The sequence below is a fragment of the Actinophytocola sp. genome, from assembly GCF_035942955.1.
Taxonomy (GTDB): Bacteria; Actinomycetota; Actinomycetes; order Mycobacteriales; family Pseudonocardiaceae; genus DASYTH01.
This window is the reverse complement of sequence record NZ_DASZCQ010000228.1, coordinates 45,292-72,249: the sequence shown is the minus strand read 5'-3', so window position 1 is coordinate 72,249 and position 26,958 is coordinate 45,292. Positions and strand designations below refer to the sequence as shown.

Sequence of the window (26,958 nt, the reverse complement as noted above, 5' to 3'; positions counted from 1 at the left end):
AGGTCGCCAATGCGCAGCATGTGGAAGGGCACAATCGGCTACGGAAAGGCCGCTATCCCGGTCAAGGCGTATACCGCCACCGAGGAGCACGACATTGAGCTGCATCAACTGCACGCCAATGACGGCGGCCGCATCCGGCAGAAACGCGTGTGCGAGGTCGACGGGGCGGAGGTGCCGTTCTCCGAGATCGTCCGCGGCTACGAGATGCCGGCCGGGGACGTGGTCATGCTCACCGACGAGGATCTCGCCACGTTGCCCCTGGCCACCACCCGGCTGATCGACGTGCGGGCGTTCGTGCCGCTCGAGCAGATCGACCCGATCTCGTTGTCCAAGAGCTATTACCTGGAGCCGGAGCCGGCCGGGATCAAGCCGTACGTGCTGCTCAGCGAGGCGCTGCAGCAGGCGGGCCGGGCCGCGGTGGTCAAGGTGGCGCTGCGCGCGCGGGAGAGCCTCGGCGTGCTCCGGGTGCGCGACCAGGTCATCGTGCTGACCACGATGCTGTGGCCGGACGAGATCCGCACCCCCGAGTTCCCGTTTCTGCACGAGGATGTCGAGCTGATCGGTCCCGAGGTGCAGGCCGCGGTGGAGGCCATCGAGCAGCTGTCCGGAACGTTCGTGCCGGCCCAGTACACCGACCGCTACCGCGAGGCGCTCGAGGACCTCATCGAGGCCAAGATCGAGGGCCGCGAGGTGGTCCGCCCGTCCGCCCCCGAGGAGGACGCCACCGTCGACGACCTGATCACGGCCCTGCAGCAGAGCGTCGAGGCCGCCGTCAAGGCACACGCCGCGGGCAACGGCAAGGACCACGTGGGCAAGGCGAGGTCCGCGGCCGGGAAGGCCAAGGCCGCCGCCGGAAAGGCCAAGGCCGCCGCGGACAAGGCGGACACGAGGGCGCGGACGAGGACTTCTCGATGACCGCGGAACCCGGGGCGTCGGCTCGTATGCGGGGCACCACCCGGTTGGGGCGCGGCTGGTGATCTATCGTGTGTGGGGAGTGCGGCCGGCGTAAGCAGGGCGCCGTGCCGCACGGTTGACGACGACCAACTCATGGGAGCAAGGCATGGGCCTGATCCACATCGAGCTGTTCGCAACCCTCGACCTCGTCGGGCAGTCGCCCGGCGGCCCCGACGAGGACCCGGTGGGGTTCCCGTTCGGCGGCTGGCAGGCACCCCTGGTGGACGAGGTCGCCGGGGCGCAGATCGGCGCCGCGTACGAGGGTACGGACGCCCTGCTGCTCGGGCGGCGGACGTATGAGATCTTCGCCGCCTACTGGCCGCACCAGCAGGGCGGCGAGGACAACGAGATCGCCACGCTGTTCAACGGCGTCCCGAAGTACGTGGCCTCCCGCGGCCGGCCCGACCTGTCGTGGGCCGGGTCCACGCAGCTCGGCCCGGATCTGGCCGGCGCGGTGCGCGAGATCCGTGACCGGCACGAGCACGTGAAGGTCGTCGGGAGCCTGAACCTGGTGCAGACCCTCCTGCGCGAGAGGCTCTTCGACCGTCTCGACCTCTGGGTGCACCCGATCGTGCTCGGCGTCGGGAAGAAGGTGTTCGACGGTGGCGCGGTGCCCACGAACGTCACACTCCTCGAACCGCCGGTAGCCAGCCCGAAGGGCACCGTGTACCTGCGCTATGGGCTCGCCGATGGCACCCCGGGAACCGGGGACATGAGCGCACCCGATCGCGGTGTCGGGCGCGACGACTGAAACCGCCCCGCGCCAGGTGCTCGAGCGGGTAGATCGGGCCGAGCCGCACACCGATCCGGTCCGGGCCGAGCTGATCGTCGGCGCGAATGCGCACGTTGCACAATCGGGTGACGTCCCGTCAAGCCCGCCCTGCCGCGGGATCGGCTCGGCTACGCTGCGGCGGTCGAACTGGGGAGGAGCCGATGACGTATCCCGATCAATACGGGCAGCGGCCGAACCCTTACCGCCAGCGGCCGCCGTCTCCGCCGCGACGCACCGCCCTCGGGGTGGCGCTGGCCTTTCTCGCGGTGGCCATGATCGCCTTCGGGGTCACGGCGTTCGCCTGGCCCGGCTTCCTGGTCGCGGGCGGTGACTCGGCCTCCGGCTGCGCCCGGCCGAGCGGCGACGACCCGCGGCCGTACGCCGAGGCGATCGCCGACTGCCTCGAGGCCGGGAACTCAGCCGTGCTAACCGCGCTCACCTGTGGCGGCAACGCCGAGACCCGCGACCTGATCGGCACCGCCGACCGGATCGGCGGCGCGGAGCTGACCGCGCTGTCGGTGTCCGGCTCCGAGGCGAGGGCGGTCATCGAGGTGGAGCGCGACGACGACCGCGCCACGATCCAGGCCGTGCTGGCCAAGGACGGCAACCGCTGGTGCTGGAAGCGCATCGACGCCGCCGACGCCGGCGGTGTCCCCGCGTCCCCCACCAACCCCGAGTCGAGCGTGGGAGCGCCGCCCGACGACGCGACCGGTGTGCTCGACCGGTTCCTGGACGCCGTCAACGCCCGCGATCCCGATGGGGCCATGGAGTTGGTGTGCCCCACGGACTCCAGGCTGCGGCTGCGGGTCACCGAGGTGACCAACCTGGGCGCGGAGCTCGAGCTGGATCCGGCCGACGCGTCGGGCGGCGAGGGCTTCGTCAACGTCGACGTGCGGGGCACCGTCGGGGGCAAGCGCGCCAGCGGCGGGGTCAGCGCCCGCCAGGCGGACGGGCGGTGGTGCGTCTCGGGGTTCACGCCCACCTGGATCTGAGCGCGTCACTCTGGCCCGGCCGCCGCCTCCGCCGGCCGGCCGCGGGTGGCGAACCAGGCCGGCAGCAGCGTGGCGGCCACGGTCAGCACGGTGGCCACGCCGACCACGGCGCCGTATATCCACAGTGGACCGGACGGCCACACCGAGTCGGTCGCCGCCAGGCTGAACGGGACCAGGGTCGTGGTCGACACCAGCGTGCCGAGCAGGATGCCGACCGCGGCCACCAGGATGGCCTCGAGGGTCATCATGCGCAGCACCTGGCCGCGGGTGGATCCGGTGAGCCGCTGCAGCCCGAGCTCCCGGCGCCGCCGGCTCGTCGCCATCACCAGGGTGTTGACCACAGAGATCGCCGTGTACATCATGATCAGCCCGACCAGCAGGTAGTTCACCGACGCGCCGACCTGCAGCTCGCGGACGTACGCCGCGGTCATCGCGTCCCGGTCGGCGACGGCGACGCCCGGCCGGTCCGCGGTCAGCTCGCGCAGCGCCGCGCGCAAGGCCGCGGGATCCACGCCGGCGCCGGCCCTGACCATGATCTGCGCCGGCAATCCGTTGGTGGTGTGGGAAACCAGCAGCTCCGCGGGGAGCAGGATCCGGGGATAGCCCGGGTCGCCGGCGAACAGCGCGACCACCCGCAGCGGCACCGACGCCCCGTCGCCGAGCCGGATCCGCATCGAGTCGCCCACCGACACGCCGAGCTCGGCCGGCACGGCGACACCGTCACCGCGCAGGTCGGCCAGGGTGCCGCCGGTGAGCCGGATCGACGTGGTCTGCTCGGCGCCGTCCGCGCTGACCCCCTGCAGCGGCACGCTCTCCGTGTCGCCGTCGACGAAACCGGTGCTGGTGACGAACTCCGAGGCGCCGGCGACGCCGGGCACCCGCCGGACCTGGTCGACCAGGTCGGTGGGCAGACCGCCGGTGGTCGAGGCGAGCACGACGTCCGCGCGCAGGTTGCGGGTGTACGCCTCGCGCTCGGCGTCCGCAAGGGTGGTCTGCAGGTAGATCATGGCCGTGGCGATGCCGACGCTGAACATGATCGGGGTGACCGCGGCGGCCAGCCGGACGGTCCGCGCCTTGGCGTTGAGCATGGCCAGGTAGCCGGCGTTCCCGCCGACCCCGCGCAGGACCGGGCGCAGCAGCGCGCCGACGACCTTGGTGAGGCCGGGAGCGATCATGGCAAGGGCCACCGCCCACACCATCACGGTGGGGCCGGCCGTGCTCGCCGCGATCGAGCCGTCGAACACGGTGACCGTGACGATCGCCAGCGCGAGCCCGCCTGCGAAGCCCAGCACGGCGAACAGCAGCCGCATGGGACCCAGCCAGCGGCGCTGGGTCGCCGCGTCGGACAGCGCCTCGACCGGCCGGGTCCGCCCGGCCCGGCGCGCCGCCATCAGCCCGGCGACCAGCGAGGTCAGCAGCCCGACCCCGGTCCCGACGATCATCGGAAGCCAGCCTTGGTGGAACACGACGAGCGCCGGCACGGCCCCGAGCCCGGCGAGCCGGTCCAGAATCCAGCCGCCCAGCAGCACTCCGGGCACGCAGGCGAGCGCGGTGGCCAGGACCGCGACGGTGAACGCCTCGGTGAGCACCATCCGGCGCAGCTGCCGGGGCGTGGTGCCGATCGCGCGCAGCAGCGCCAGCTCGCGGTGCCGGTGCTGGATCGACAGGCCCAGCGTGCCGGCCACCACGAAGATCGCCACCAGGATCGCGAAGCCGCCGATCACCCCGGCCAGCGCGATCAGGCCCTCGCTGCCGCGCGGCGCCTCGGGGAACTCGGCGGTGCCGCGGTCGTTTCCCGTGGAGATCGTCACGGGCTGGCCGCGCAGCGCCGCGCCGATCCGCTCGGCGAGCTGACCGGCGTCCACGCCGGGCGCGGCGAGCACGCCGACCGCGTCCACCGATCCGGGCCGGGCGGCCAGCCGGTCGGCGTCGGCGCCGGCGAAGAACACCGCGGGCGTGCCGGTGACCGCCGCGGGCGGCTCGGCGATGCCGCTCACCCGGAAGGTCCCGGTTGTGCCGCGGGCCAGCAGGTCCACCCGGTCACCGACGGCTATGGCGTTGGCGCCGGCCATGGTCCGGTCGAGCACGACCTCGCCGGGCCCGGGCTGCGCGCCGGCGCCGAGGGTGTACGGGGCGAGCCGGCCGGACGCCCAGGAATGGCCGAGCGGAGCGGAATCCACGACCCGCCCGGCGCGCACCAGGCCGACCGGGAAGGACACGTCGCCTTCGGCGAGGGCCACCCCGGGCACGCCGCGGATCGTGCCGACCACCGACGCGTCGAGCCGGACCCGCTCGGGCAGCGGCTCGGACTCGGCGTCGTCCTCCGGATCGGTCGGCGGCGGCGCGTAGGTCTGGTCGCCGGTGACCACGACGTCGGTCGCGGCGTACCGCTGCGGCGCGACGTCGGTGCGCACGCCGGTCTCCAGCAGGCCGCCGCAGGCCATCACCAGGGCGGCGCCGAAGAACAGGGCGATGAACGTGGCCGCGAAGCCACCCTTGCGGAAGCGCATGGTGCGCAAGGCGATCCGCAGCATGCCGGCTACGCCCCCAGCGCCCGGACGGGCGTGTGGTCGGCCCAGGCGCCCAGGTGGGTCATCCGCTCGGCGACCGCGTCCGGGGCCGGGTTCCGCAGCTCGCCCACGAGTTGCCCGTCGGCAAGGAACACCACCCGGTCGGCGTATGACGCGGCCACCGGATCGTGGGTCACCATCACCACGGTCTGGCCGTGCACCCGCACCGCGGAGCGCAGCAGGTCGAGAACGTCCCGCGCGGTCCGGGTGTCCAGCGCGCCGGTCGGCTCGTCGGCGAAGATCACCGCGGGCCGGGTGACCAGCGCCCTGGCGATCGCCACGCGCTGCTGCTGCCCGCCGGACAGCTCGGCCGGCAGATGCTTGCGCCGGTCGGCCAGGCCCACCCGGCTGATCACATCGGCGACCAGCGCCCGGTCCGCGCGCTTGCCGGCCAGCCGCAACGGCAGCGTAATGTTCTGCTGCACCGTCAACGCCGGCAACAGGTTGAACGACTGGAACACGAACCCGACCCGCTCGCGCCGCAGCTTCGTCAGCGCCGTCTCGCCCAGCCCGGTCAGCTCGCGCTCGGCCAGCCGGACCGAGCCCGACGTCGGCCGGTCCAGGCCCGCGGCACAGTGCAGGAACGTGCTCTTGCCCGAGCCGGACGGACCCATCACCGCGGTAAAACTCCCCCGCGGAAGGCCGATCGTCACCCCCCGCAACGCCTCGACCCGATGACGTTTGTCCCCATAGGTCTTGTGCACCGACTCCAGCCGAACGACATCCTCTGTCTGCATACCCACGACGCTACGAAGATCCCGACCCCACCACGATGGTGCAGCCCGGCGACTACGGGGTGGGGCTAGCCCTACCCCGCTTTCCCATCGTGGTGGCGTCCAATGGGGATGATCAATGGTGTTCCGCTCACCGGGTCCGGGGTCACCTGGCAGCGCACGTCGAAAACCTCCTCGACCAGACCTCCGGTGATCACCTCGCCGGGGGCACCCTTGGCCACGATCTTTCCGGACTTCATGACGATCACGTGGTCGGCGTAGCGGCATGCCTGGTTGAGGTCGTGCAGCACCATGACGATTGTCCGGCCCTGCCGGCGGTTCAGATCGAGGATCAGGTCGAGCACGTCGATCTGGTGCGCCAGGTCGAGGAACGTGGTCGGCTCGTCGAGCAGCAGGATCGGCGTGCCCTGGGCGATGGCCATGGCGATCCACGCCCGCTGCCGCTGGCCGCCGGACAGCTCGTCGACCGGCCGCTCGGCCAGGTCGACGAGATCGGTGGCGCGCAACGCTTCGAGCACAGCCGAATCATCTACAGTGGACCATTGACGCCACAGCGAACGGTGCGGCGCGCGGCCCCGCCCGACGAGGTCGATCACGGTCAGGCCCTCCGGCGCGACCGGGGCCTGGGGCAGGATGCCGAGCTCCCGGGCCACCTGCCGGGTGGGGATCGCGTGGATCGACCGGCCGTCCAGGTGCACGACGCCCGCCCGCGGGGCCAGCAGCCGGGCCAGCGCCCGCAGCAAAGTGGACTTTCCGCACGCGTTCGCGCCGACGATCACGCTGATCCGTCCGGTTGGGACGGTCAGGTCGAGGTCGTCGACGACCACGAGATCGTGGTAGGCCAACCGAAGCCCGGTCGCGGACAGCTCAGGCATCACGATTCCTTCTGGCCAGCAGCCACATGAACACCGGCGCCCCGAGCGCGCCGGTCACCACGCCGACCGGGAGCTGCGCCGCCGGCGTGATCTCCCGGGCGGCCAGGTCACTGGTCAGCACGACCACCGCGCCGGTGAGCCCGGAGGCGATCAGCGGCGGCCGGACCAGCCCGGCGAGCCGCTGGGCGATCTGCGGCGCGATCAGCGCGACGAACAGGATCGGGCCGGCGGCCGCGGTCGCGAATCCCACCAGCCCCACGCTGGTCAACAGCAGCGCCAGGCGGGCCCGCTGCACCGGCGTGCCGAGACCCGTCGCCACCTCGTCGCCCAGCTGCAGGGTACGCAGCCACGCGCTCATCGCCAGCGCCGCCGGCACGAGCACGACCGTGGCCAGCGCCAGCGGGCGGACGTGCTCCCAGCCGCGGCCGCCCAGGTTTCCCACCAGCCAGCCGAGTGCCTGCTGCGCCTGGAAGATCTGCGCCTTGGTGAGCAGGTAGTCGGTCGTGCTCGTGCACACCGCGGCGACCCCGATGCCCACCAGCACGATCCGGTACCCGGTGGTCCCGCGCTTCCAGGCCAACGCGTAGATGACCAGCGCTGTGGTCAGCCCGCCGGCCAGCCCCAGCACCTGGGTGCCGACGCCGGGGCCGAAACCGAGCACGATCCCGGCGACCACGGCGGTCGCCGCCCCCGCGTTGATCCCGATCATGTCGGGGCTCGCCAGCGGGTTGCGCGTGACCGTCTGCAGCACCGCACCGGACACGCCGAACGCGACCCCGGCCAGCAGCCCCACCAACGCCCGCGGCAGCCGCAACTCCCGCACCACCAACAGATCCGCCGCGTCACCCGACCCGAGCAGCGCCGACACCACCCCCGGCAGCCCGATCGGGTAGTCGCCCACCGCCATGCCGGCGCAGAAGACGAGAAAGCCCGCCGCCGCCAACACTGCGCACACGCCAAGCACCCGGCGTGTTGGCGCGTCACGTCGCCGTGTCGGCGCCTGGCGTTCCGTCATCTCACAGCTCCGCGAGCCGGCGCCGGCGGACCAGCGCGATGAAGAACGGGGCGCCGACGAAGGCGACGATCACGCCGGCCTGGATCTCGCCGGGCCGAGCCAAGATCCGCCCGGCGATGTCGGCGGCCAGCACCACCGACGGCGCGAGCACCATCGCGTAGGGCAGCACCCACCGGTGGTCCGGGCCGGTGATCATCCGGGCGATGTGCGGGATCACCAGTCCGATGAAGACGATCGGCCCGGCGACCGCGACCGCCGCGCCGGTGAGCAGCGTGACGGCCAGCACCCCCCGCAGCCGCACCAATCCCACGCGGCGCCCGAGCGACGCGGCGACGTCGTCCCCGAGTGCCAGGCTGTTGAGCGCCGGCGCGCCGGCAAGGGCGAGCGCGACGCCGGTGAGCAGAAACGGCAGGACCCCGACGAGCGCATCGGTGTCCTGCCCGGCCAGCGAGCCTGCGGTCCAGAACCGGTACCGGTTGAGCGCCGCCGGATCGGACAGGGCAATGGCGCTGGTGAACGAGTAGAGCAGTGCGGTGACGGCGACCCCGGCGAGGGCCAGCTTCACCGGGCTGGCGCCGGCCCAGCCGCGGCTGCCCAGCAGGTACACCAGCACGCTGGCGGCCAGCGCGCCAGCGAACGCGAACCAGATGTAGCCGTACAGCGATGTCACTCCCAGCACCGCGACCGCGATCACCAGCGCGAACGCCGCGCCCGCGGTCACGCCGAGCAGGCCGGGGTCGGCAAGCGGGTTGCGGGTCAGCGCCTGCATGAGCGTGCCGGCGACCCCGAGCCCGACGCCGACGAGCAGCCCGAGCAGCGTGCGCGGGATCCGTACGCTGTGGATGATCACCGCGTCGGCCGACCCGTCGTTGTGGACGAGCACCCGCCAGACCGACGTGATCGGGATCTCCTTGGCGCCCAACCAGACGCTGAGCAGGCAGAGGGCGCCCAGCACCGCGACCGCCGCCAGCAGGCCGAGAGATTTCCTCTGCATTTAGGTGAGGCTACCCTAAGCTCCCTTCTGTTAGGGTGCCCTAAGTCCACTGCGAGGGAGGCGGGTCGAGCGTGCTACCAACCGATCACCACCGCCCGGTCCCACCCGATCAACTGGCCACGCTGCCCGAGCTGTTCGCCGCGCAGGTCCGCCGGCATCCGTCCGCGGTAGCGGTGGTGTTCGAGGAAGAGTCGCTGTCCTATGCGGAGTTGGATGCGTGGGCGAATCGGTTGGCGCATGCGTTGGTGGAGCGGGGCGCCGGTTCGGAGCGGGTGGTGGCGCTGGCGGTACCACGATCGGTGGAGATGATCGTGGCGCAGCTGGCGGTGCTCAAGGCGGGGGCTGCGTATCTGCCGATCGACCCGGATCTGCCGCGTAGCCGGGTCGAGTTCATGGTGCGGGACGCGGATCCGGTGCTGATCGTCGATCGGTTGTGGGGTGTCGACGGCTATCCGTCCGTCGCGCCGGAGGTGGCGCTGCGGCCGGAGAACGCGGCGTATGTGATCTACACGTCGGGGTCGACCGGACGGCCCAAGGGAGTGACGGTCACCCATACCGGGGTGGCCAAGCTGGTGGCCACCCAGGTGGAGCGGTTCGGGGTGGGGCGGCACAGCCGGGTGTTGCAGTTCGCGTCGCCGAGTTTCGACGTGGCGTTCTGGGATCTGTGCCTGGGGTTGCTGTCCGGTGGCTGCCTGGTCGTGGTGCCGGCCGAGCGCCGGGTGCCCGGTCCGGCGTTGACGGAGTACGCGTGCGCGCACGACGTGAACTTCATGATCCTGCCACCGGCGCTGTTGGCTGCGCTGCCCGCGGAGTGCGTGCTGCCGCAGGATTCGGTGCTGCTGGCGGGGACGGAGCGGGTGTCGCCGGAGTTGGTGCGGCGGTGGGCTCCGGGGCGGCGGATGTTCAACGCCTATGGTCCGACCGAGGCGACGGTGAACTCGACGCTCGGCGAATGTGACCCCGCTGAATCCCTTGTGCCGATTGGGTTTCCGGATCCTGGGACCAGTGCGTACGTGCTGGACGCGGGACTGAAGCCGGTGCCGCCGGGGGTGGTGGGGGAGTTGTACCTGGGTGGGTCTGGCCTGGCGCGCGGGTATCTGGGCCGGCCGGCTTTGACGGCGGAGCGGTTCGTCGCCAACCCTTTCGGTCGTGGCAGCCGGTTGTATCGCACGGGGGATCTGGTGCGGTGGTTGCCGGACGGGCGTTTGGTGTTCGTGGGTCGGGCCGATGATCAGGTCAAGATCCGCGGGTATCGGATCGAACCGGGGGAGATCGAGTCCGTGCTCGCTGAGCATTCGGCCGTCGGCCAATCGGTCGTCCTCGCGCGTGAGGACCGGTTGGTGGCCTACGTCGTCCCGGCGGGGGGTCGGGACGAGCGGGCCGAGGCCGAGCAGGTGGGGCAGTGGCGGGAGCTGCACGACGCGGTGTTCGCCGGCGCCGGGGCGGATCGCTTCGTGGGGTGGAACTCCAGCTACGACGGCGAGCCGATTCCGCTATCCGAGCTGCGCGAATGGCACACGTCCACCGTGGAGCGCATCCTGGCGCTCAACCCGCAGCGCATGTTGGAGATCGGCGTCGGCAGCGGCCTGATCCTGTCCGAGGTGGCTCCTCGTTGCGATTCCTACCACGGCATCGACCTGTCCGAACGGGCGATTGCCAACCTCCGCCGAAAGGTTGGCGCGAACGTACGCCTGGAAGCCCGGCCGGCGCACGATCTGCCGGACGGGGAGTTCGACACGATCATCCTCAACTCGGTCGTGCAGTACTTCCCCAGCGTCGACTACCTGGTGGACGTGGTCCGCTCGGCGTTCGACCGGCTCCTCCCGGGCGGTGCGCTGTTCCTCGGCGACATCCGTAACCTGCGGCTGCTGGACCACTTCCGAACGGCCACCGGCCGAACCGGACCCGAGCCGGAGCTGCTGCTGGACCCCGGCTTCTGGGCCGCGCTCGGCTTGGGCGAGGTGGATCTGTGGGTCAAGCGCGGAGTGCACCACAATGAGCTGACCCGTTACCGCTACGACGTCGTGCTGCGCAAGGCACCTCCGCGGCCACCGATCGATGAGGAAGTCGTCGGGTTCGATGGGCTCGCCGAGGCCTTGGAGCGGCGGACGGACCGGCTGCGGATCACCGGGGTCCCGAACGGGCGGCTGACCGACGGACCGGACCCAGAAGATCTCCACCGGCTTGGTGCCGAGCATGGTTATCGGGTGGCGGTGACCTGGGCGGCGCGGGGAACCGACGGCGCGCTGGACGTGGTGTTCCAGGCAGACGGCGAACCCCGGCAGGTGTATCGAGGTGCGCCTGCTCGGGTGCCGTTGGCCTCCTTGGGCAACCATCCCGCTCGGCGGTTCGACGTTGCCGCGCTGCGGACGCAGCTGCGGGACCGGTTGCCGCGGTACATGGTGCCATCGGCGTTCGTGGTGCTGGACCGGTTGCCGGTGCTGCCCTCCGGCAAGGTCGACCGCAAGGCCCTGCCCGACCCCGAGCGGCCGGCGTCCACATCGGACGCCGAGCCCCGGACGCCGACCGAGCGGATGCTGTGCGAGATGTTCGCCGCGGTGCTCGGGCTGGCCCGGGTGGGGCCCGAGGACGACTTCTTCGCCCTCGGCGGGCATTCGCTGCTGGCCACCCGGCTGGTCCTGTGGGTCCGGGACGCCCTGGGCGCCGAGCTGTCCGTGCGCTCGGTGTTCGATGTGTCGACACCGGCCGGCCTGGCGGAGCTGGTGGCGAGCGGGCGGCCGGACACGCCGCGACCCGCGCTGGTGCCACGCGAGCGGCCCGAGCCGGTCCCGTTGTCGTTCGCGCAGCAGCGGCTGTGGTTCCTGCACCGGCTCGACGGCGGCTCGGCCACCTACAACGTGCCGCTGGTGCTGCGGCTGACCGGCGACCTCGACGTGGCGGCGCTGCGTGCGGCCCTGTCCGATGTGGTCGGCCGGCACGAGGCGCTGCGCACGGTGTTCCCGGAGCGCGACGGTGTTCCGTACCAACATGTCCTCGACGAGTACGAGGTGCCGCTGCCCGTATCCGACACCCCGGTCGCGGACACGGTGCGTCGGGTGTTCGACCTCGAGACGGACGTCCCGATCCGGGCCGAGCTGGTCCGGCGCGGGGACCGTGAGCACGTGCTCGTCCTCGTGGTGCACCACATCGCCGCGGACGGCGCCTCGATGGGTCCACTGTGGCGCGACCTGGCCACCGCCTACACCGCCAGGCGCGCCGGGCAAGCTCCGGACTGGACGCCGCTGCCGGTCCAGTACGCCGACTTCACGGTGTGGCAGCACGACATCGACACCGCGGGTCAGCTCGACTACTGGCGGGAGAGGCTGCACGATCTTCCGGAGCGGATCGAGCTGCCCACCGACCGCCCGCACCCGGCAGTCGCCTCGCACTCCGGTGAGCTGTTCAGCTTCGCCTGGGACGCCGACCTCCACGCCGGGATCGCGGAGCTGGCCCGTGCCTGCGGGGCGAGCGTGTTCATGGTGGTGCACGCAGCATTGGCCGCCCTGCTGACCCGGCTCGGGGCCGGCACAGACATCCCGATCGGGACCCCGGCGGCCGGCCGCACCGACCGGGCGCTCGACGACCTGGTGGGGTTCTTCGTCAACACCCTGGTGCTGCGGGTGGACACGACCGGCGACCCGGCCTTCCGCGAGCTGCTCGGCCGGGTGCGGGAACGCAACCTCGACGCCTACGCACATCAGGACGTGCCGTTCGAGCGGTTGGTGGAGGAGCTCAACCCGGCCCGCTCGCTGTCCCATCATCCGCTGTTCCAGACCATGCTGGCCTGGCAGAACACGCCAACGACCGGCGTGGAGCTGCCCGGGCTGACCGTCGACGAGCTGCCGACCGGCACCGGCACGGCCAAGTTCGACCTGTGGTTCTCGCTGACCGAGCGGCAGACCGGCATCGACGGCCAGGCCGAGTACAACACCGACGTCTTCAACCGGTCCACAGTGGAGTCGATGCTCACCCGGCTCGAGCTCCTGCTGCGCGCCGCGGTGGCCGACCCGGACCGGCCGATCGGCGACATCGACCTGCTCATCCCCGACGAATCTCGCGGGCTGCGCGCCGAGTGGGCGTCGACGGCCCGTGAGCTGCCCGCGACGACCGTGCCCGATCTGCTTGCCGCGCAGGCCCGTCGATCCCCGGATCACCCCGCGCTGATCTTCGAGGGCGAGCTGCTCAGCTATGCCGAGCTGGACGCGGCGTCGAACCGGTTGGCCCGGCGGCTGATCGACCGCGGTGCCGGCCCCGAGCGGGTCGTGGCGATCGTGCTGCCCCGGTCCGTGCACCTGGTCACCGCCATCCTCGCCGTGCTCAAGACCGGCGCCGCCTACCTGCCGATCGATCCGGACTACCCGGCCGAGCGCATCGCGGTCATGCTCGCCGACGCCGAACCGGCCGTCGTGCTCGACGGGCCGGTATCCGCCGACGGGTACCCGGACGCGCCGGTGACCGTCGCGGTCGACCCCCGCCACCCGGCATACGTGATCTACACGTCCGGCTCGACCGGCCGGCCGAAGGGTGTCGTGGTGCCGCACGAGGGCATCGTCAACCGTCTGCTGTGGATGCAGGCCGAGTACGGGCTGGGCCCGGACGACCGCGTCCTGCAGAAGACCCCGGCCAGCTTCGACGTGTCGGTCTGGGAGTTCCTCTGGCCGCTGATCGTCGGAGCGACGGAGGTGGTGGCGCGGCCGGACGGGCACAGGGATCCGGCCTATCTCGCCCGGCTGATCCGCGACCACGGCGTCACGACCGTCCACTTCGTACCGCCGATGCTCCGGGCCTTCCTGAGCGAACCGACCGCGGCCGGCTGCACGAGCCTGCGCCGGGTGCTGTGCAGCGGCGAGGCGCTGCCGCCGGACGTCGCGGCCGGGTTCGGCCGCGTCCTGGACGCGGAGCTGCACAACCTCTACGGGCCGACGGAGGCGTCGGTCGACGTGACGTCGTGGACCTACGACCCGTCCGACCCGACCGTGCCGATCGGACGTCCGGTGTGGAACACCCGGGTCTACGTGCTCGACGCCCGCCTGCGCCCGGTTCCGCCCGGCACGCCGGGGGAGCTGTACCTGGCCGGCGTGCAGCTCGCCCGCGGCTACCTCCACCGGCCGGGTCTCACCGCGGAGCGGTTCACCGCCGACCCGTTCGGCTCACCCGGAGCGCGCATGTACCGGACCGGCGACCTGGCCCGCCGCCGGGCCGACGGCATGCTGGAGTTCCTCGGCCGGGCCGACGAGCAGATCAAGATCCGCGGGTTCCGGGTGGAGCCCGGCGAGATCGCCGCGACCATGACCGCGCATCCTGGCGTGGCGCACGCGGTGGTCGTCGCCCGCGAGGACCGGCCCGGTGACGTGCGCCTGGTCGGCTATGTCGTGCCGGCCGGGAGCGCGGCCGGGCTCGCCGAGTCGGTGCGGACACTGGCGGCCCGGCGGCTGCCGGAGCACATGGTGCCGTCGGCCGTGGTCGTGCTCGACGCGTTGCCGGTCACCGCGAACGGGAAGCTGGACCGCCGGGCCCTGCCCGCGCCGGAGCTGCCCGCCTCCGGGTCGGCAAGGTTGCCGCGTACCCCGCGCGAGCACCTGCTGTGCGAGATGTTCGCGGACGTGCTCGGCCGCCCGACGGTCGGCCCGGACGACGGCTTCTTCGACCTCGGCGGCCACTCGCTGCTGGCCACCCGGCTGATCGCCCGGGTGCGCTCGGTGTTCGACGCCGAGCTGGCGGTCCGCTCGGTGTTCGAGACTCAGACACCCGCGGGGCTGGCCGCGCTGCTGGAGTCCGGAGTAGACAGTGCGCGACCACCGCTGTGCCGGGTCGAGCGGCGGCCGGAGCGGGTGCCGCTGTCCTACGCGCAGCGGCGACTGTGGTTCCTCGACCGGTTGGAGGGCCCGTCGGCCACGTACAATGTACCGCTGGTGAGGCGCCTGTCCGGGGCGCTGGACGTGGCCGCGCTGCGGGCCGCGCTGGCCGATGTGGTGGACCGGCACGAGGCGCTGCGGACCGTGTTCCCGCTCCACGAAGACACGCCGTATCAGGAGGTGCTGCCGGCCGGCGTGGAGCTCGGGGTCCGCGAGGTGGCCGAAGACGACCTCGACCGGCTGCTGACCGAGCTGGTGCGCGCGCCGTTCGATCTGGCGTCCCGGATTCCCATGCGGGCCGAGCTTTTGACGCTGAACGACCGGAATCATGTGCTGGTGCTGGTGTTTCACCACATCGCCTCCGACGGGTGGTCGATGGCGCCGCTGTGGCGGGACATCGCGGCGGCGTACGCGGCTCGGTGCCGCGGCGAGGCGCCCTGCTGGCTGCCGCTGCCGGTCCAGTACGCGGACTACACGCTGTGGCAGCAGAACCTTGGCGAGTCCCAACTGGACTACTGGCGGGAGACGCTCGCCGGGCTGCCCGAGCGGATCGAGCTGCCGCTGGACCGGCCGCATTCCGCGGTCTCCTCGTACCGGGGCGTGCTCTACACCTTCTCCTGGGACGCCGAGCTGTGCGCCGGGTTGATCGGACTGGCCCGCGCGTGCGGGGCGACCGTGTTCATGGTGGCGCATGCCGCGCTGGCCGCGCTGCTGACCCGGCTGGGCGCCGGCACGGACATCCCGATCGGCACACCGATCGCCGGACGCACCGACCAGGCCCTTGACGACCTTGTCGGGTTCTTCGTCAACACGCTGGTGTTGCGGGTGGACACCTCGGGAGATCCGTCGTTCCGGGAGCTACTGATCCAGGCGCGGGAGCGCAACCTGGACGCGCACGCACACCAGGACGTGCCGTTCGAGCGGCTGGTGGAGGAGCTGAACCCGGCCCGGACGCTGTCCTACCACCCGCTGTTCCAGGTGATGATCGCCGGGCAGAACAACGCCCGCGCCGACGTGACGCTGCCCGGGTTGACCGTCACGGAGATCCCGGTGACGACCGGCACGTCGAAGTTCGACCTTTCTCTGTCGCTGACCGAACGGCCGGACGGGATCGACGGGATCATGGAGTACAGCAGCGAGGTCCTCAATCGATCCACAGTAGACACTTTGCTGGCCCGCCTTGAGCGGCTGCTGCGGGCCGTGGTGGCCGATCCGGACCGGCCGATCGGCGAGGTCGACCTGCTCGCCGACGACGAGCGGGAGCGCGTGCTCGGCCCGTGGAGCGGAACCGTTCGTGACCTCGGCCTGGCCACGTTCCCGGAGCTGTTCGACGCTCAGGTCCGGCAACGACCCGACGCCACCGCTGTGGTGTTCGAGGACGAGTCGCTGTCGTACGCGGAGTTGGATGCGTGGGCGAATCGGTTGGCGCACGCGTTGGTGGAGCGGGGTGCGGGTTCGGAGCGGGTGGTGGCGCTGGCGGTGCCGCGGTCGGTGGAGATGATCGTGGCGCAGCTGGCGGTGCTCAAGGCGGGGGCTGCGTATCTGCCGATCGACCCGGATCTCCCGCGCGACCGCATCGACCTCATGCTGCAGGACGCGAATCCCGTACTGGTGATCGATCGGTTGTGGAATGCCGACGGTTACCCGTCCGTCGCGCCGGAGGTGTCGTTGCTGCCGGAGAACGCGGCGTACGTGATCTACACGTCCGGATCGTCGGGACGGCCCAAGGGAGTCGTCGTCACGCACGCTGGGGTCACCGGCCTGGTGGCGACACAGGTGGAGCGGTTCGGGGTGGGGCGGCACAGCCGGGTGTTGCAGTTCGCGTCGCCGAGTTTCGATGTGGCGTTCTGGGATCTGTGCCTGGGGTTGCTGTCCGGTGGCTGCCTGGTCGTGGTGCCGGCCGAGCGTCGGGTGCCCGGTCCGGCGTTGACGGAGTATGCGGTGGCGCACCGGGTGAACTTCATGATCCTGCCGCCGTCGCTGTTGGCCGAGCTGCCCGCGGAGTGCGTGCTGCCGGAGGATTCGGTGCTGCTGGCGGGGACGGAGCGGGTGTTGCCGGAGTTGGTGCGGCGGTGGGCTCCGGGGCGGCGGATGTTCAACGCCTATGGTCCGACCGAGGCCACCGTGAACTCCTCCCTCGGGGCGTGTGATCCCGACGATCTCCTTGTGCCGATTGGCATCCCCGACCCCGGCACGCGGGCCTACGTGCTGGACGCGGGGCTGCGGCCGGTGCCGCCGGGGGTGGTGGGGGAGTTGTACCTGGGTGGGTCTGGCCTGGCGCGCGGGTATCTGGGCCGGCCGGCTTTGACGGCGGAGCGGTTCGTGGCAAACCCCTTCGGCGACGGAAGCCGGTTGTATCGCACGGGGGATCTGGTGCGGTGGTTGCCGGATGGGCGTTTGGTGTTCGTGGGTCGATCCGATGATCAGGTCAAGATCCGCGGGTACCGGATCGAGCCGGGAGAGATCGAATCCGTGCTGGCGGAGCACTCGTCGGTGGGGCAGTCGGTTGTCGTCGTCCGGGAGGATCGGCTGGTGGCGTACGTCGTTCCGGCGGCGGGTCGGGATGAGGGGGCCGAGGCCGAGCAGGTGGGGCAGTGGCGGGCGCTGCACGATGCGGTGTTCGCCGGCGCTTCGGATGCTTTTGTGGGGTGGAACTCCAGCTACGACGGTGCGCCGATCCCGGTGGCCGAGCTGCGCGAATGGCATGCGGCGACCATCGAGCGGATCATGGCCCTCCAGCCTCGGCGGGTGTTGGAGATCGGGGTCGGCAGCGGCCTGATCCTGTCCGAGGTGGCTCCTCGTTGCGATTTCTACCACGGCATCGACCTGTCCGAGCAGGCGATCGCCAACCTGCGCCGTGAGATTGGCGCGAACGTCCTGCTGGAGGCGCGGCCGGCGCACGATCTGCCGGACGGGGAGTTCGACACGATCATCCTCAACTCGGTCGTGCAGTACTTCCCCAGCGTCGACTACCTGGTGGACGTGGTCCGCTCGGCGTTCGACCGGCTCCTCCCCGGCGGTGCGCTGTTCCTCGGCGACATCCGCAACCTGCGGCTGCTGGACCACTTCCGGGCGGCCACCGGCCGAACCGGACCCGAGCCGGAGCTGCTGCTGGACCCCGGCTTCTGGGCCGCGCTCGGTTTGGGTGAGGCGGACCTGTGGGTCAAGCGCGGGATGCATCACAACGAGCTGACCCGCTACCGCTACGACGTCGTGCTGAACAAGACACCTCCACGGGAGCCGATCGTCGAGCAGGTGATCGCGCTGGACGCGCTCGACGAGGTATTGCGGCAACGGCCAGACCGGATACGCGTGACGGGAGTGCCCAACGGGCGGTTGACGGATGGGCCGGACCCGGAGGACTTCCACCGGCTGGGTGCCGAGTTGGGCTACCACGTCGCGGTCACCTGGGCGGCGCGGGGGACCGAGGGCGCGCTGGACGTGGTGTTCCAGACGGACGGTGAGCCGCGGCAGGTGTACAGGGGGACGCCGGCCCGGGTTGCGTTGTCCTCTTTGGGCAACCATCCCGCTCGGCGATTCGACGTTGCCGCGCTACGGGCGCAGCTGCGGGACCGGTTGCCGCGGTACATGGTGCCGTCGGACATCGTGGTGCTGGACCGGTTGCCGATGTTGCCCTCCGGCAAGGTCGACCGCAAGGCCCTGCCCGATCCCGAGCCGCGGTCGCGGACGACGGGTGGGGCGCCGCGCACGCCGGTGGAGGAGGTGCTGGCCGGGCTGTTCGCCGAGCTGCTCGGCGTGCCGGCGGTGGGGGTGGACGACAACTTCTTCGGCCTGGGCGGGCATTCCCTGCTGGCCACCCGTCTTGTCGCCCGGCTGCGCCCCGTGTTCGCGGTGGAGCTGCAGGTGCGGGCGGTGTTCGAGGCGCCGACGGTGGCCGGGCTCGCCGCATCGCTGGCCGCCATCGAGTCCGGGCCGCGCCGCCCGGCCCTCGAACCGGTCGAGCGTCCGGCGTTCATCCCGCTGTCGTACGCGCAGCAACGGCTGTGGTTCCTGCACCGGCTGGAGGGCCCGTCCCCGACCTACAACATGCCGGTGGCCATGCGGCTGACCGGCGACCTCGACGTCGACGCGCTGCGTGCCGCGCTGTCCGATGTGATCGGCCGGCACGAGGCGCTGCGCACGACCTTCCCGGAGCGGGACGGCGTGCCGTACCAACACGTCCTTGACGAGTACGAGGTGCCGCTTCCCGTGACCCACGCGACGGTCGAAGATGTCGTGGGACACGTGTTCGACCTGGAGACGAGCATTCCGCTCCACGCCGAGCTGCTGGTGCGCGGTGAGCGGGAGCACGTGCTGGTGCTGGTGTTCCACCACATCGCGGCGGACGGCTGGTCTATGGGTCCACTGTGGCGCGACCTGGCTACCGCCTACACCGCCAGGCGCGCCGGCCGGACGCCGGACTGGGCGCCGCTGCCGGTCCAGTACGCCGACTTCACGTTGTGGCAGCGGGACATCGACGTCGAGTCTCAGGTGGACTACTGGCGGGAGACGCTCGCCGGGTTGCCGGACCGGATCGAACTGCCCACCGACCGCCCGCATCCCGCGGAGGCCTCATACCGGGGTGAGCTGTTCCGTTTCTCCTGGGACCTCGACCTGACCGCCCTCACCCGCACCTGCGGCGCCACGGTCTTCATGGTGGTGCACGCCGGGCTCGCGGCCCTGCTCACCCGCCTCGGCGCCGGCACGGACATCCCGATCGGCACACCGATCGCCGGGCGCACCGAGACGGCGCTGGACGACCTCGTCGGATTCTTCGTCAACACCCTGGTGCTGCGGCTGGACACCGCCGGCGACCCGACCTTCCGGGAGCTGGTGGCCCGGGCGCGGGAACGCAATCTGGACGGCCACGCCCATCAGGACGTGCCGTTCGAGCGGCTGGTGGAGGAGCTCAACCCGACCCGGTCGCTGTCCCACCACCCGCTGTTCCAGACGATGCTGGCCTGGCAGAACAATCCCGCCGCCGACATCCGGCTACCCGGCCTGACCGTAGCGGAGGAGCCGATCCGGACCGGCACGGCCCGCACCGACCTCGTGCTCTTCGTCGGTGAGCGACCGGCGTCCGGCATCCGCGGCACCGTCGAGTACAACACCGACGTCTTCGACAGATCCACAGTGGACTCGATCCTGGACCGGTTGGAACGCCTGCTGCGGGCCGCGGTGGCCGATCCCGACCGCCCGATCGGCGGCATCGACCTGCTCACCCCCGACGAGCACCGCAGGCTCACCGCCGAGCGGACCGATCCCGTGCCCGTGGCCGGCGTCGCCGAGCTGTTCGAGGCACAGGTCGCGCGCACCCCCGACCACCCGGCGCTGATCTGCAACGGCGAGACCCTGACCTACGCGCAGCTGGAAGCGCAGGCCGACCGGTTGGCCCGGTGGCTGATCAGCCGCGGCGCCGGCCCGGAGAAGGTCGTCGCCCTCGCCCTGGCCCGGTCGACCCGGCTCGTCGTCGCCATCCTCGCGATCCTCAAGGCCGGGGCGGCCTACCTGCCGCTCGACCTCAACCATCCGGCCGAGCGCATCGAGCTGATGCTCGCCGATGCCGCACCACACCTCATCCTTCGACCCGACGACCTCGCCGGCGTCGATGATCGCGCCCCGGTCGAGTGGCCGACCGTCCATCCCGACAACCCGGCCTACGTGATCTTCACGTCCGGCTCCACGGGCCGGCCCAAGGCCGTCGTCGGCACCCAGCGAGCGCTGGCCAACCGGCTGCACTGGGGCCGGACGCTGACCGAGCCCGGCATCCGGGTGGCCAAGAGCGCGCTCACCTTCATCGACGGCTCCACCGAGCTGCTCGGCGGCCTGGTGTCCGGGGAGACCGTGCTGCTCGCCGACGACGCCACGGCCACCGACCCGTTCGCGTTGTCCACGTTGGTTGAACGGCACGGCGCGGGCATGCTCACGGTGGTGCCCAGCCTGCTGTCCACTGTGGTCGACAGTGCCCCCGAAGGCGCGTTCGACTCCGTGACCACGTGGATCACCAGCGGCGAGGCGCTGCCCGCGGCCCTGGCGGATGCGGTGCTCGCCCGCTGGCCGCGGGCCCGGCTGATCAACCTGTACGGCTGCTCCGAGGTGGCCGGTGACAGCCTCGAACACCGTTGCCAGGCAAGCGAACCCGGACCGGTCCCGATCGGTCGGCCGATCGCGAACACCCGCGCCTACGTGCTCGACGCGGCGCTGCGCCCGGTGCCGCCGGGCGTCCGCGGCGAGCTGTACCTCGCCGGCGCCGGGCTCGCCCGCGGCTACCTCGGCCGGCCCGGGCTCACGGCCGAGCGGTTCGTCGCCGACCCGTTCGGCCCGGCCGGATCCCGGATGTACCGGACCGGAGACATCGTCCGGCACCGGTCCGACGGCGCGCTGGAGTTCCACGGCCGCGCCGACCAGCAGGTCAAGATCCGCGGTGTCCGGGTCGAGCCGGGCGAGGTGGAGGCCGCGCTGGCCGCCCACCCGGACGTCACCCGCGCGGCGGTGATCGCCAGGGAGAACCGCCTGATCGCCTACGCGGCGCCGGCCGGAGACCCGGCCCGGCTGCGCGACCTCCTCGCCCGGCGACTGCCGGACCACCTCGTTCCGTCGGCCGTCGTGGTCCTGCCGGAGCTGCCGGTCACCCCGAACGGCAAGCTCGACCGGCGCGCCCTGCCGGACCCGGTGTCTAGAGTGGACGGACGCGACGCGCGCACCCCCGCCGAGCAGGCACTCTGCGAGCTGTTCGCCGACGTGCTCGGTCTGCCCGAGGTCGGTGTCGAGGACGGGTTCTTCACGCTGGGCGGACATTCGCTGCTGGCCACCCGGCTGGTCAGCCGGATCCGTGGGGTACTCGGCGTCGAGGTCGGAATCCGCGCGGTGTTCGACGCGCCGACCCCGGCCCGCCTCGCCGAGCTGCTGGACCCGGGCCGCGAGCGGCGCCCGCCCCTGCGGCCGGTGGACCGTCCCGACCCGCTGCCGCTTTCCTTCGCCCAGCAACGGCTCTGGTTCCTGGACCGGCTGTCCGGACCCAGCCCCACCTACCACATCCCGTGGGCCTGGCGGCTGTCCGGACCGATCGACGAGCCGGCGCTGCGGGCGGCGCTGTGCGACGTTGTGGCCCGGCACGAAGCCCTGCGCACCGTCTTCCCCGACGAGGGCGGCGCCCCGCGCCAGCAGATCCTGGATCCGGAGCGGGCCCGACCGGTCCTGCGCGTCGAGCCGTTCAGCGAAGCGCGCCTGGCGGAGGCCGCCGGTCACTGCTTCGCGATCGATCGGGAGATCCCCATCCGGGCCCATCTGTTCCATGCCGGCCCGGACGAGCACGTGCTGCTGTTGCTGCTGCACCACATCGCCGCCGACGGCTGGTCCCTGCCGCCGCTGCGCCGGGATCTGGACACCGCGTACGCCGCCCGCCGGGCCGGGCACGCGCCACGGTGGGCCCCGCTGCCCGTGCAGTACGCCGATCACACGCTCTGGCAGCGGAACATCCTCGACGAAGCGTCGCAAGTGGACTACTGGCGGGCGGCCCTTGCCGGCCTGCCCGAGGAGCTGGCCCTGCCGGCCGACCGGCCGCGCCCGCCGCGCATCACCAACCGTGGCGGCACGGTCTCGTTCGCCGTGCCACCCGAGGTGCACCGCGGCCTGCGCGTGGTCGCGCATGGCTGCGACGCCAGCATGTTCATGGTGCTGCAGGCGGCGCTGGCCGCGCTGCTGACCCGGCTCGGCGCGGGCACCGACATCCCGCTGGGCAGCCCGATCGCCGGGCGCACCGACCATGCGCTCGACGACCTGGCCGGATTCTTCGTCAACACGCTGGTGCTGCGCACCGACACCGGAGGCGACCCGACCTTCCGCGAGCTGGTTCGGCGGGTCCGGGAGACCGACCTCGCCGCATACGCCCACCAGGACCTGCCGTTCGAACGCCTGGTGGAGATCCTCAATCCGACCCGGTCGCTGGCCAGGCACCCGCTGTTCCAGGTGATGCTCGCCTTCTACCACGCCCCCTCCGGCACGGAACGGTTCCTCGGCGTCGACGCCGCCTACCGGGACACCGGCCTGCGCCAGGCCAAGTTCGACCTGTCCTTCGACCTGGTCGAGCGGCGCGGCGCCGACGGCATCGAGGGCGACATCGAGTACAGCCTCGACCTGTTCGACGAGTCCACAGTAGACATGCTGGCCCGGCGGCTGGTGCGGCTCATGGCCGCCGCGGCGGCCGATCCGGACGCACCGATCGGCCGGATCGACGTGCTCGAACCCCAGGAGCGCCGGCGCATCCTGCACGAGTGGGGTCGGGGCTCCACTGTGGATGGCACCGGCACGGTGCCGGTTCTGTTCGCCCGGCAGGCGGCGGCCACACCGGACGCCGTCGCGCTGAGCGACGAGCACACCAGCCTGACCTTCGCCGAGCTCGACGAGCGCACCGACCGGCTGGCCCGGCGCCTGGTCGCCCAGGGCGCCGGCCCGGAGCGGATCGTCGCCGTGATCCTCCCGCGCTCGGCCGCGGTGGTCGAGACGATCCTCGCCGTGCTCAAGTCCGGCGCGGCCTACCTGCCGATCGAGCCGGACCAGCCCGAGGACCGGATCGCCGCGATCCTCGCCGACGCCGATCCGGTGCTCGTGCTCACCGGCCCGGACCTCGACGGGCCGGACGGGGATCCGCTGCCACCGCCCGATCCGCGGCATCCGGCCTACGTCATCTACACCTCCGGCTCGACCGGGGCCCCGAAGGGTGTCGTGGTGCCGCATTCTTCGCTCGCCAACCTGTTCCACAGCCACCGCGAGACGTTGTACCGGCCCGCCGGGCGACGGTTGCGGGTCGGCCATGCCTGGTCGTTCGCGTTCGACGCCTCCTGGCAGCCGCAGCTGTGGATGCTCGATGGGCACGAGGTGCACGTGATCGGCGACGAGACCCGCCGAGATCCCGCCCGGCTGGCCGCCGCGATCCGCGACCGCGGCCTGCACTTCCTCGAGCTGACCCCGTCGCAGTTCGAGCAGGTGGGCCACTTCCCACCGGTGACCGGGATCGGCGGCGAGGCCGTCGCCCAGTCGCTGTGGGATCGTCTGCGCGGTGTCGAGGCCTACAACCTTTACGGGCCAACGGAATGCACGGTGGACTCGCTGGTCGCCAGGGTGGGCGACGCGGACCGGCCGGTCGTCGGCCGGCCGGTGCGCAACGCCGCGGCGTACGTGCTCGACGCCGGGCTCGCGCCGGTGCCGGTCGGCGTGGCCGGCGAGCTGTACCTGGCCGGCGCCGGCCTGGCCCGTGGCTACCTGGCCCAGCCCGCGCGTACCGCCGAGCGGTTCATCGCCGACCCGTTGGGAGCGCCCGGCACGCGGATGTACCGGACCGGGGATCTGGTGCGCTGGCGGCCCGACGGCCAGCTGGAGTACCTCGGCCGGACCGACGACCAGGTCAAGATCCGCGGGTTCCGGGTCGAGCCGGGGGAGGTCGCGGCCGTGCTGACCCGGCACGAGTCCGTCGAGCGGGCCGTCGTCGTGGTCCGGGACGATCGCCTTGTGGCCTATACGGTTCCGGCCGTGCCGGGCCTGCGCGAGTTCGCCGCCCGCGCGCTGCCCGAGTACATGGTCCCGGCCGCGGTCGTCGGCCTGGACGCGTTTCCGGTGACCCCGAACGGAAAGCTCGACCTGGCGGCGCTGCCCGCTCCTGATCTCGGCGGGCGGCCAGGGCGGCGGCCGAGCACGCCGCTCGAGGGTGTCCTGTGTGGAGTGCTCGCCGGGGTGCTCGGGCTGGCCGAGGTCGGCGTGGACGACGACCTGTTCGGCCTCGGCGGGCACTCGATGCTGCTCGTGGCGCTGCGCAACCGGATTCGCGAGGAGACCGGTCTGGACGTTCCCATCGCCGAGTTCTTCCGCAACCCGACCGTCGCCGGGCTGGCCGCCCGGTTCACCAGCTGAGGACGCCCATGCGACGCACCCTGCTGCACGCCAAGATCCACCGGGCCACCGTCACCCAGGCCGACCTGCACTACGTCGGCTCGCTCACCATCGACGCCGACCTGCTGAAGGCCGCGGACATCGTTGAGGGAGAACGGGTTCAGGTCGTCGACATCACCAACGGCGCCCGGCTGGAAACCTACGCCATCACCGGCGAGCCAGGCTCCGGAGTCATCGGGATCAACGGCGCCGCCGCACACCTTGTCCACCCCGGCGACCTGGTGATCATCATGAGCTACGCGCAGCTCGACGAATCCGAGATCGCCGGCCACCGGCCGACCGTGGTACACGTCGACGGCGCCAACCGCCCGGTCGCCCTCGGCTCCGATCCCGCGGAACCCGTGCCCGGCAACGACTTCCAGCGCAGCGGGCGGGCTTGACATGGCACTCCTGCGCCGCGCGATCGCCGGTCAACACCGGCACGTGGCCGCCGCCGCCGCGCTGCACGCCCTGCACCAGGCCGGTGAGGCGCTCGTGCCGGTCCTGATCGGCGTGGTGATCGATCGCGCGGTCGCCGCCGACGGCTCCGGCGTCCTTGCCGCCTGGCTGGGAGTCCTGGCTGCCGTGTTCGCCGTGCTGTCATACAGCTTCCGGTTCGGCGCCCGCGCCGGCGAGCGCGCCGCCGAGCAGTCCGCCCACGAACTCCGCCTAGCCCTGACCCGGCGCGTGCTCGACCCGCGCGGCGGCCCGGAATCGGGCCACCTTCCCGGCGAGCTCGCCAGCCTGGCCACCGCCGACGCCCAACAGGTCGGCGCCCTCAACCGGTCCCTACCCTATGGGATCGCCGCGCTCACCGGCCTCCTCGTGACCGCCATCGCCCTACTGCGCATCTCCATCCCGTTAGGACTGGCCGTCCTCCTCGGCGCACCCCCGCTGCTCTGGCTCGCCCACCTGCTCGGCCGGCCGATGGAACGGCGCAGCGGCGCGGAACGCGAACGCGCCGCGCACGCCTCGGGCATCGCCGCCGACCTGATCGCCGGACTCCGAGTCCTCAAAGGACTCCGCGCCGAACCGGCCGCTGTCACCCGCTACCGGTGCACCAGCCAGGAGTCACTCGCCGCAACCATCCGCGCGGCCAGGGCACAGGCCTGGCACGACGGCGGAATGCTGGCACTCAACGGAATCTTCCTAGCCATCGTCGCACTCATCGGCGGCCGCCTGGCAACCTCGGGCACGATCACGGTCGGCGAGCTAGTGGCCGCAGTCGGCCTCGCGCAGTTCCTCCTCGGCCCCCTGACAATGTTCGCCTCGCTCAACGCCGAACTCGCCCAAGCCCGCGCCTCCGCCCGCCGCATCACCGCCGTCCTCGCCACCCCACCCGCGGCACCAACTGCCAGCCGAACCCCCGATCTCCGCACCACCCCCGGCGAGCCGCTCGACGTCGTCACCCCGGATCCGGCCACGGCCGCCGCCCCGCCCGCGGCGTCGGATGTTGGCCGAGCCCTCGATCTCCGGGCCACCCCCGGCGAGCCGCTCGACGTCGTCACCCCGGATCCGGCCACGGCCGCCGCCCCGCCCGCGGCGTCGGATGTTGGCCGAACTCCCGATCTCCGGGCCACCCCGGGCGAGCCGCTCGACGTCGTCACCCCGGATCCGGCCACGGCCGCCGCCCCGGCCGCCCCGGCCGCGGCGTCGGATGTTGGCCGAGCCCTCGATTTGCGGGCCACCGCTGGTGAGTTGCTCGGTGTTGTCACCCCCGACCCGGCCACGGCCGCCGAGCTACTGGACCACCTCGCCGGCGCCGGGGCGCTCGTCGCCCCGCACGACGCGCACCTGTTCGAGTCCACAGTGCTCGACAACGTGGCCTCCGCCGCCACCCTCGACCCCCGGCGCGCGCTGGCCGCCGCCCGCGCCGACGCCCTGCCGGACGGTGATCTCACCGAGCGCGGCCGCTCCCTGTCCGGCGGCCAACGCCAGCGCGTCGCCCTCGCCCGCGCGCTCGCCGCCGACCCACCCGTCCTGGTCCTGCACGATCCCACCACCGCCGTCGACGCCGTCACCGAGGCCGCCATCGCCACCGGCATCCGCGACCTCCGCCGCGCCCGCACCACGATCATCCTCACCACCAGCCCCGCCCTCCTCGCCGTGGCCGACCGCGTGGTGCTGATCGAGGACGGCGCGATCACCGCCGAGGGCACGCACGCCGAGCTGGCCGGGCACGCCGGCTACCGGAAGGCGGTGCTCGCATGACGCGAATCCGGATCGGACAGTCGTGTCACATTGCGTCCCCAGGAAGGGAAGCGATGTCGCAT

Annotated in this window: 10 protein-coding genes and 1 pseudogene; 6 read left to right on the top strand and 5 right to left on the bottom strand. The window is 72.2% G+C overall.

Going from position 1 to position 26,958, the window contains the following annotated elements:
• The first annotated feature begins 9 nt into the window (after window positions 1–9).
• The 3 genes from VGX25_RS23685 (at window position 10) to VGX25_RS23675 (ending at window position 2,718) form a co-directional block, all read left to right on the top strand.
• Window positions 10–915 (top strand): Ku protein, encoded by a 906-nt coding sequence (locus VGX25_RS23685; protein ID WP_326920082.1) that lies wholly within the window; start codon window positions 10–12, stop codon window positions 913–915.
• 145 nt (window positions 916–1,060) lie between these two features.
• A complete protein-coding gene (locus VGX25_RS23680; RefSeq protein ID WP_326920081.1) occupies window positions 1,061–1,705 on the top strand; it encodes a dihydrofolate reductase family protein in 645 nt (214 codons plus the stop codon).
• Between the two features lie 182 nt (window positions 1,706–1,887).
• Window positions 1,888–2,718 (top strand): hypothetical protein, encoded by an 831-nt coding sequence (locus VGX25_RS23675; RefSeq protein ID WP_326920080.1) that lies wholly within the window; start codon window positions 1,888–1,890, stop codon window positions 2,716–2,718.
• A 5-nt stretch (window positions 2,719–2,723) separates the two neighbouring features.
• Here the strand turns inward: VGX25_RS23675 and VGX25_RS23670 are convergent, their stop codons facing one another.
• The 5 genes from VGX25_RS23670 to VGX25_RS23650 all read right to left on the bottom strand — a co-directional run bounded on the left by VGX25_RS23670 (window position 2,724) and on the right by VGX25_RS23650 (window position 8,906).
• Window positions 2,724–5,252 carry an FtsX-like permease family protein gene (locus tag VGX25_RS23670; protein WP_326920079.1) on the bottom strand — a complete coding sequence of 843 codons (2,529 nt, stop codon included), beginning with the start codon at window positions 5,250–5,252 and terminating at the stop codon, window positions 2,724–2,726.
• A gap of 5 nt (window positions 5,253–5,257) precedes the next feature.
• Entirely contained in the window at window positions 5,258–6,025 is a 768-nt protein-coding gene (locus VGX25_RS23665; protein WP_326920078.1) for an ABC transporter ATP-binding protein, read from the bottom strand.
• Between the two features lie 71 nt (window positions 6,026–6,096).
• Window positions 6,097–6,897 carry an ABC transporter ATP-binding protein gene (locus VGX25_RS23660; RefSeq protein WP_326920077.1) on the bottom strand — a complete coding sequence of 267 codons (801 nt, stop codon included), beginning with the start codon at window positions 6,895–6,897 and terminating at the stop codon, window positions 6,097–6,099.
• Window positions 6,890–7,852, bottom strand: coding sequence for a FecCD family ABC transporter permease (locus VGX25_RS23655; RefSeq protein ID WP_326920076.1), 963 nt, complete (start codon window positions 7,850–7,852; stop codon window positions 6,890–6,892). The genes VGX25_RS23660 and VGX25_RS23655 overlap by 8 nt, the downstream gene beginning before the upstream one ends.
• Window positions 7,853–7,913: 61 nt before the next feature.
• On the bottom strand, window positions 7,914–8,906 hold the full coding sequence (locus VGX25_RS23650) for a FecCD family ABC transporter permease (RefSeq protein WP_326920075.1): 993 nt from the start codon (window positions 8,904–8,906) through the stop codon (window positions 7,914–7,916).
• 104 nt (window positions 8,907–9,010) lie between these two features.
• Between VGX25_RS23650 and VGX25_RS23645 the strand changes: the two are divergent.
• The 3 genes and pseudogenes from VGX25_RS23645 to VGX25_RS23635 form a co-directional block, all read left to right on the top strand.
• Window positions 9,011–24,667, top strand: a pseudogene (locus tag VGX25_RS23645) (amino acid adenylation domain-containing protein); the annotation flags it as partial.
• Between the two features lie 8 nt (window positions 24,668–24,675).
• Window positions 24,676–25,086 (top strand): aspartate 1-decarboxylase, encoded by a 411-nt coding sequence (gene panD / locus VGX25_RS23640; protein WP_326920073.1) that lies wholly within the window; start codon window positions 24,676–24,678, stop codon window positions 25,084–25,086.
• A gap of 1 nt (window position 25,087) precedes the next feature.
• Window positions 25,088–26,896, top strand: coding sequence for an ABC transporter ATP-binding protein (locus VGX25_RS23635; protein ID WP_326920072.1), 1,809 nt, complete (start codon window positions 25,088–25,090; stop codon window positions 26,894–26,896).
• Window positions 26,897–26,958: the final 62 nt, after the last annotated feature.

Coding starts and splice junctions, on each gene's coding strand:
- VGX25_RS23685 (WP_326920082.1), top strand. CDS start 10: ATGCGCAGCATGTGGAAGGGCACAATCGGCTACGGAAAGGCCGCTATC.
- VGX25_RS23680 (WP_326920081.1), top strand. CDS start 1,061: ATGGGCCTGATCCACATCGAGCTGTTCGCAACCCTCGACCTCGTCGGG.
- VGX25_RS23675 (WP_326920080.1), top strand. CDS start 1,888: ATGACGTATCCCGATCAATACGGGCAGCGGCCGAACCCTTACCGCCAG.
- VGX25_RS23670 (WP_326920079.1), bottom strand. CDS start 5,252: ATGCTGCGGATCGCCTTGCGCACCATGCGCTTCCGCAAGGGTGGCTTC.
- VGX25_RS23665 (WP_326920078.1), bottom strand. CDS start 6,025: ATGCAGACAGAGGATGTCGTTCGGCTGGAGTCGGTGCACAAGACCTAT.
- VGX25_RS23660 (WP_326920077.1), bottom strand. CDS start 6,897: ATGCCTGAGCTGTCCGCGACCGGGCTTCGGTTGGCCTACCACGATCTC.
- VGX25_RS23650 (WP_326920075.1), bottom strand. CDS start 8,906: ATGCAGAGGAAATCTCTCGGCCTGCTGGCGGCGGTCGCGGTGCTGGGC.
- panD (WP_326920073.1), top strand. CDS start 24,676: ATGCGACGCACCCTGCTGCACGCCAAGATCCACCGGGCCACCGTCACC.
- VGX25_RS23635 (WP_326920072.1), top strand. CDS start 25,088: ATGGCACTCCTGCGCCGCGCGATCGCCGGTCAACACCGGCACGTGGCC.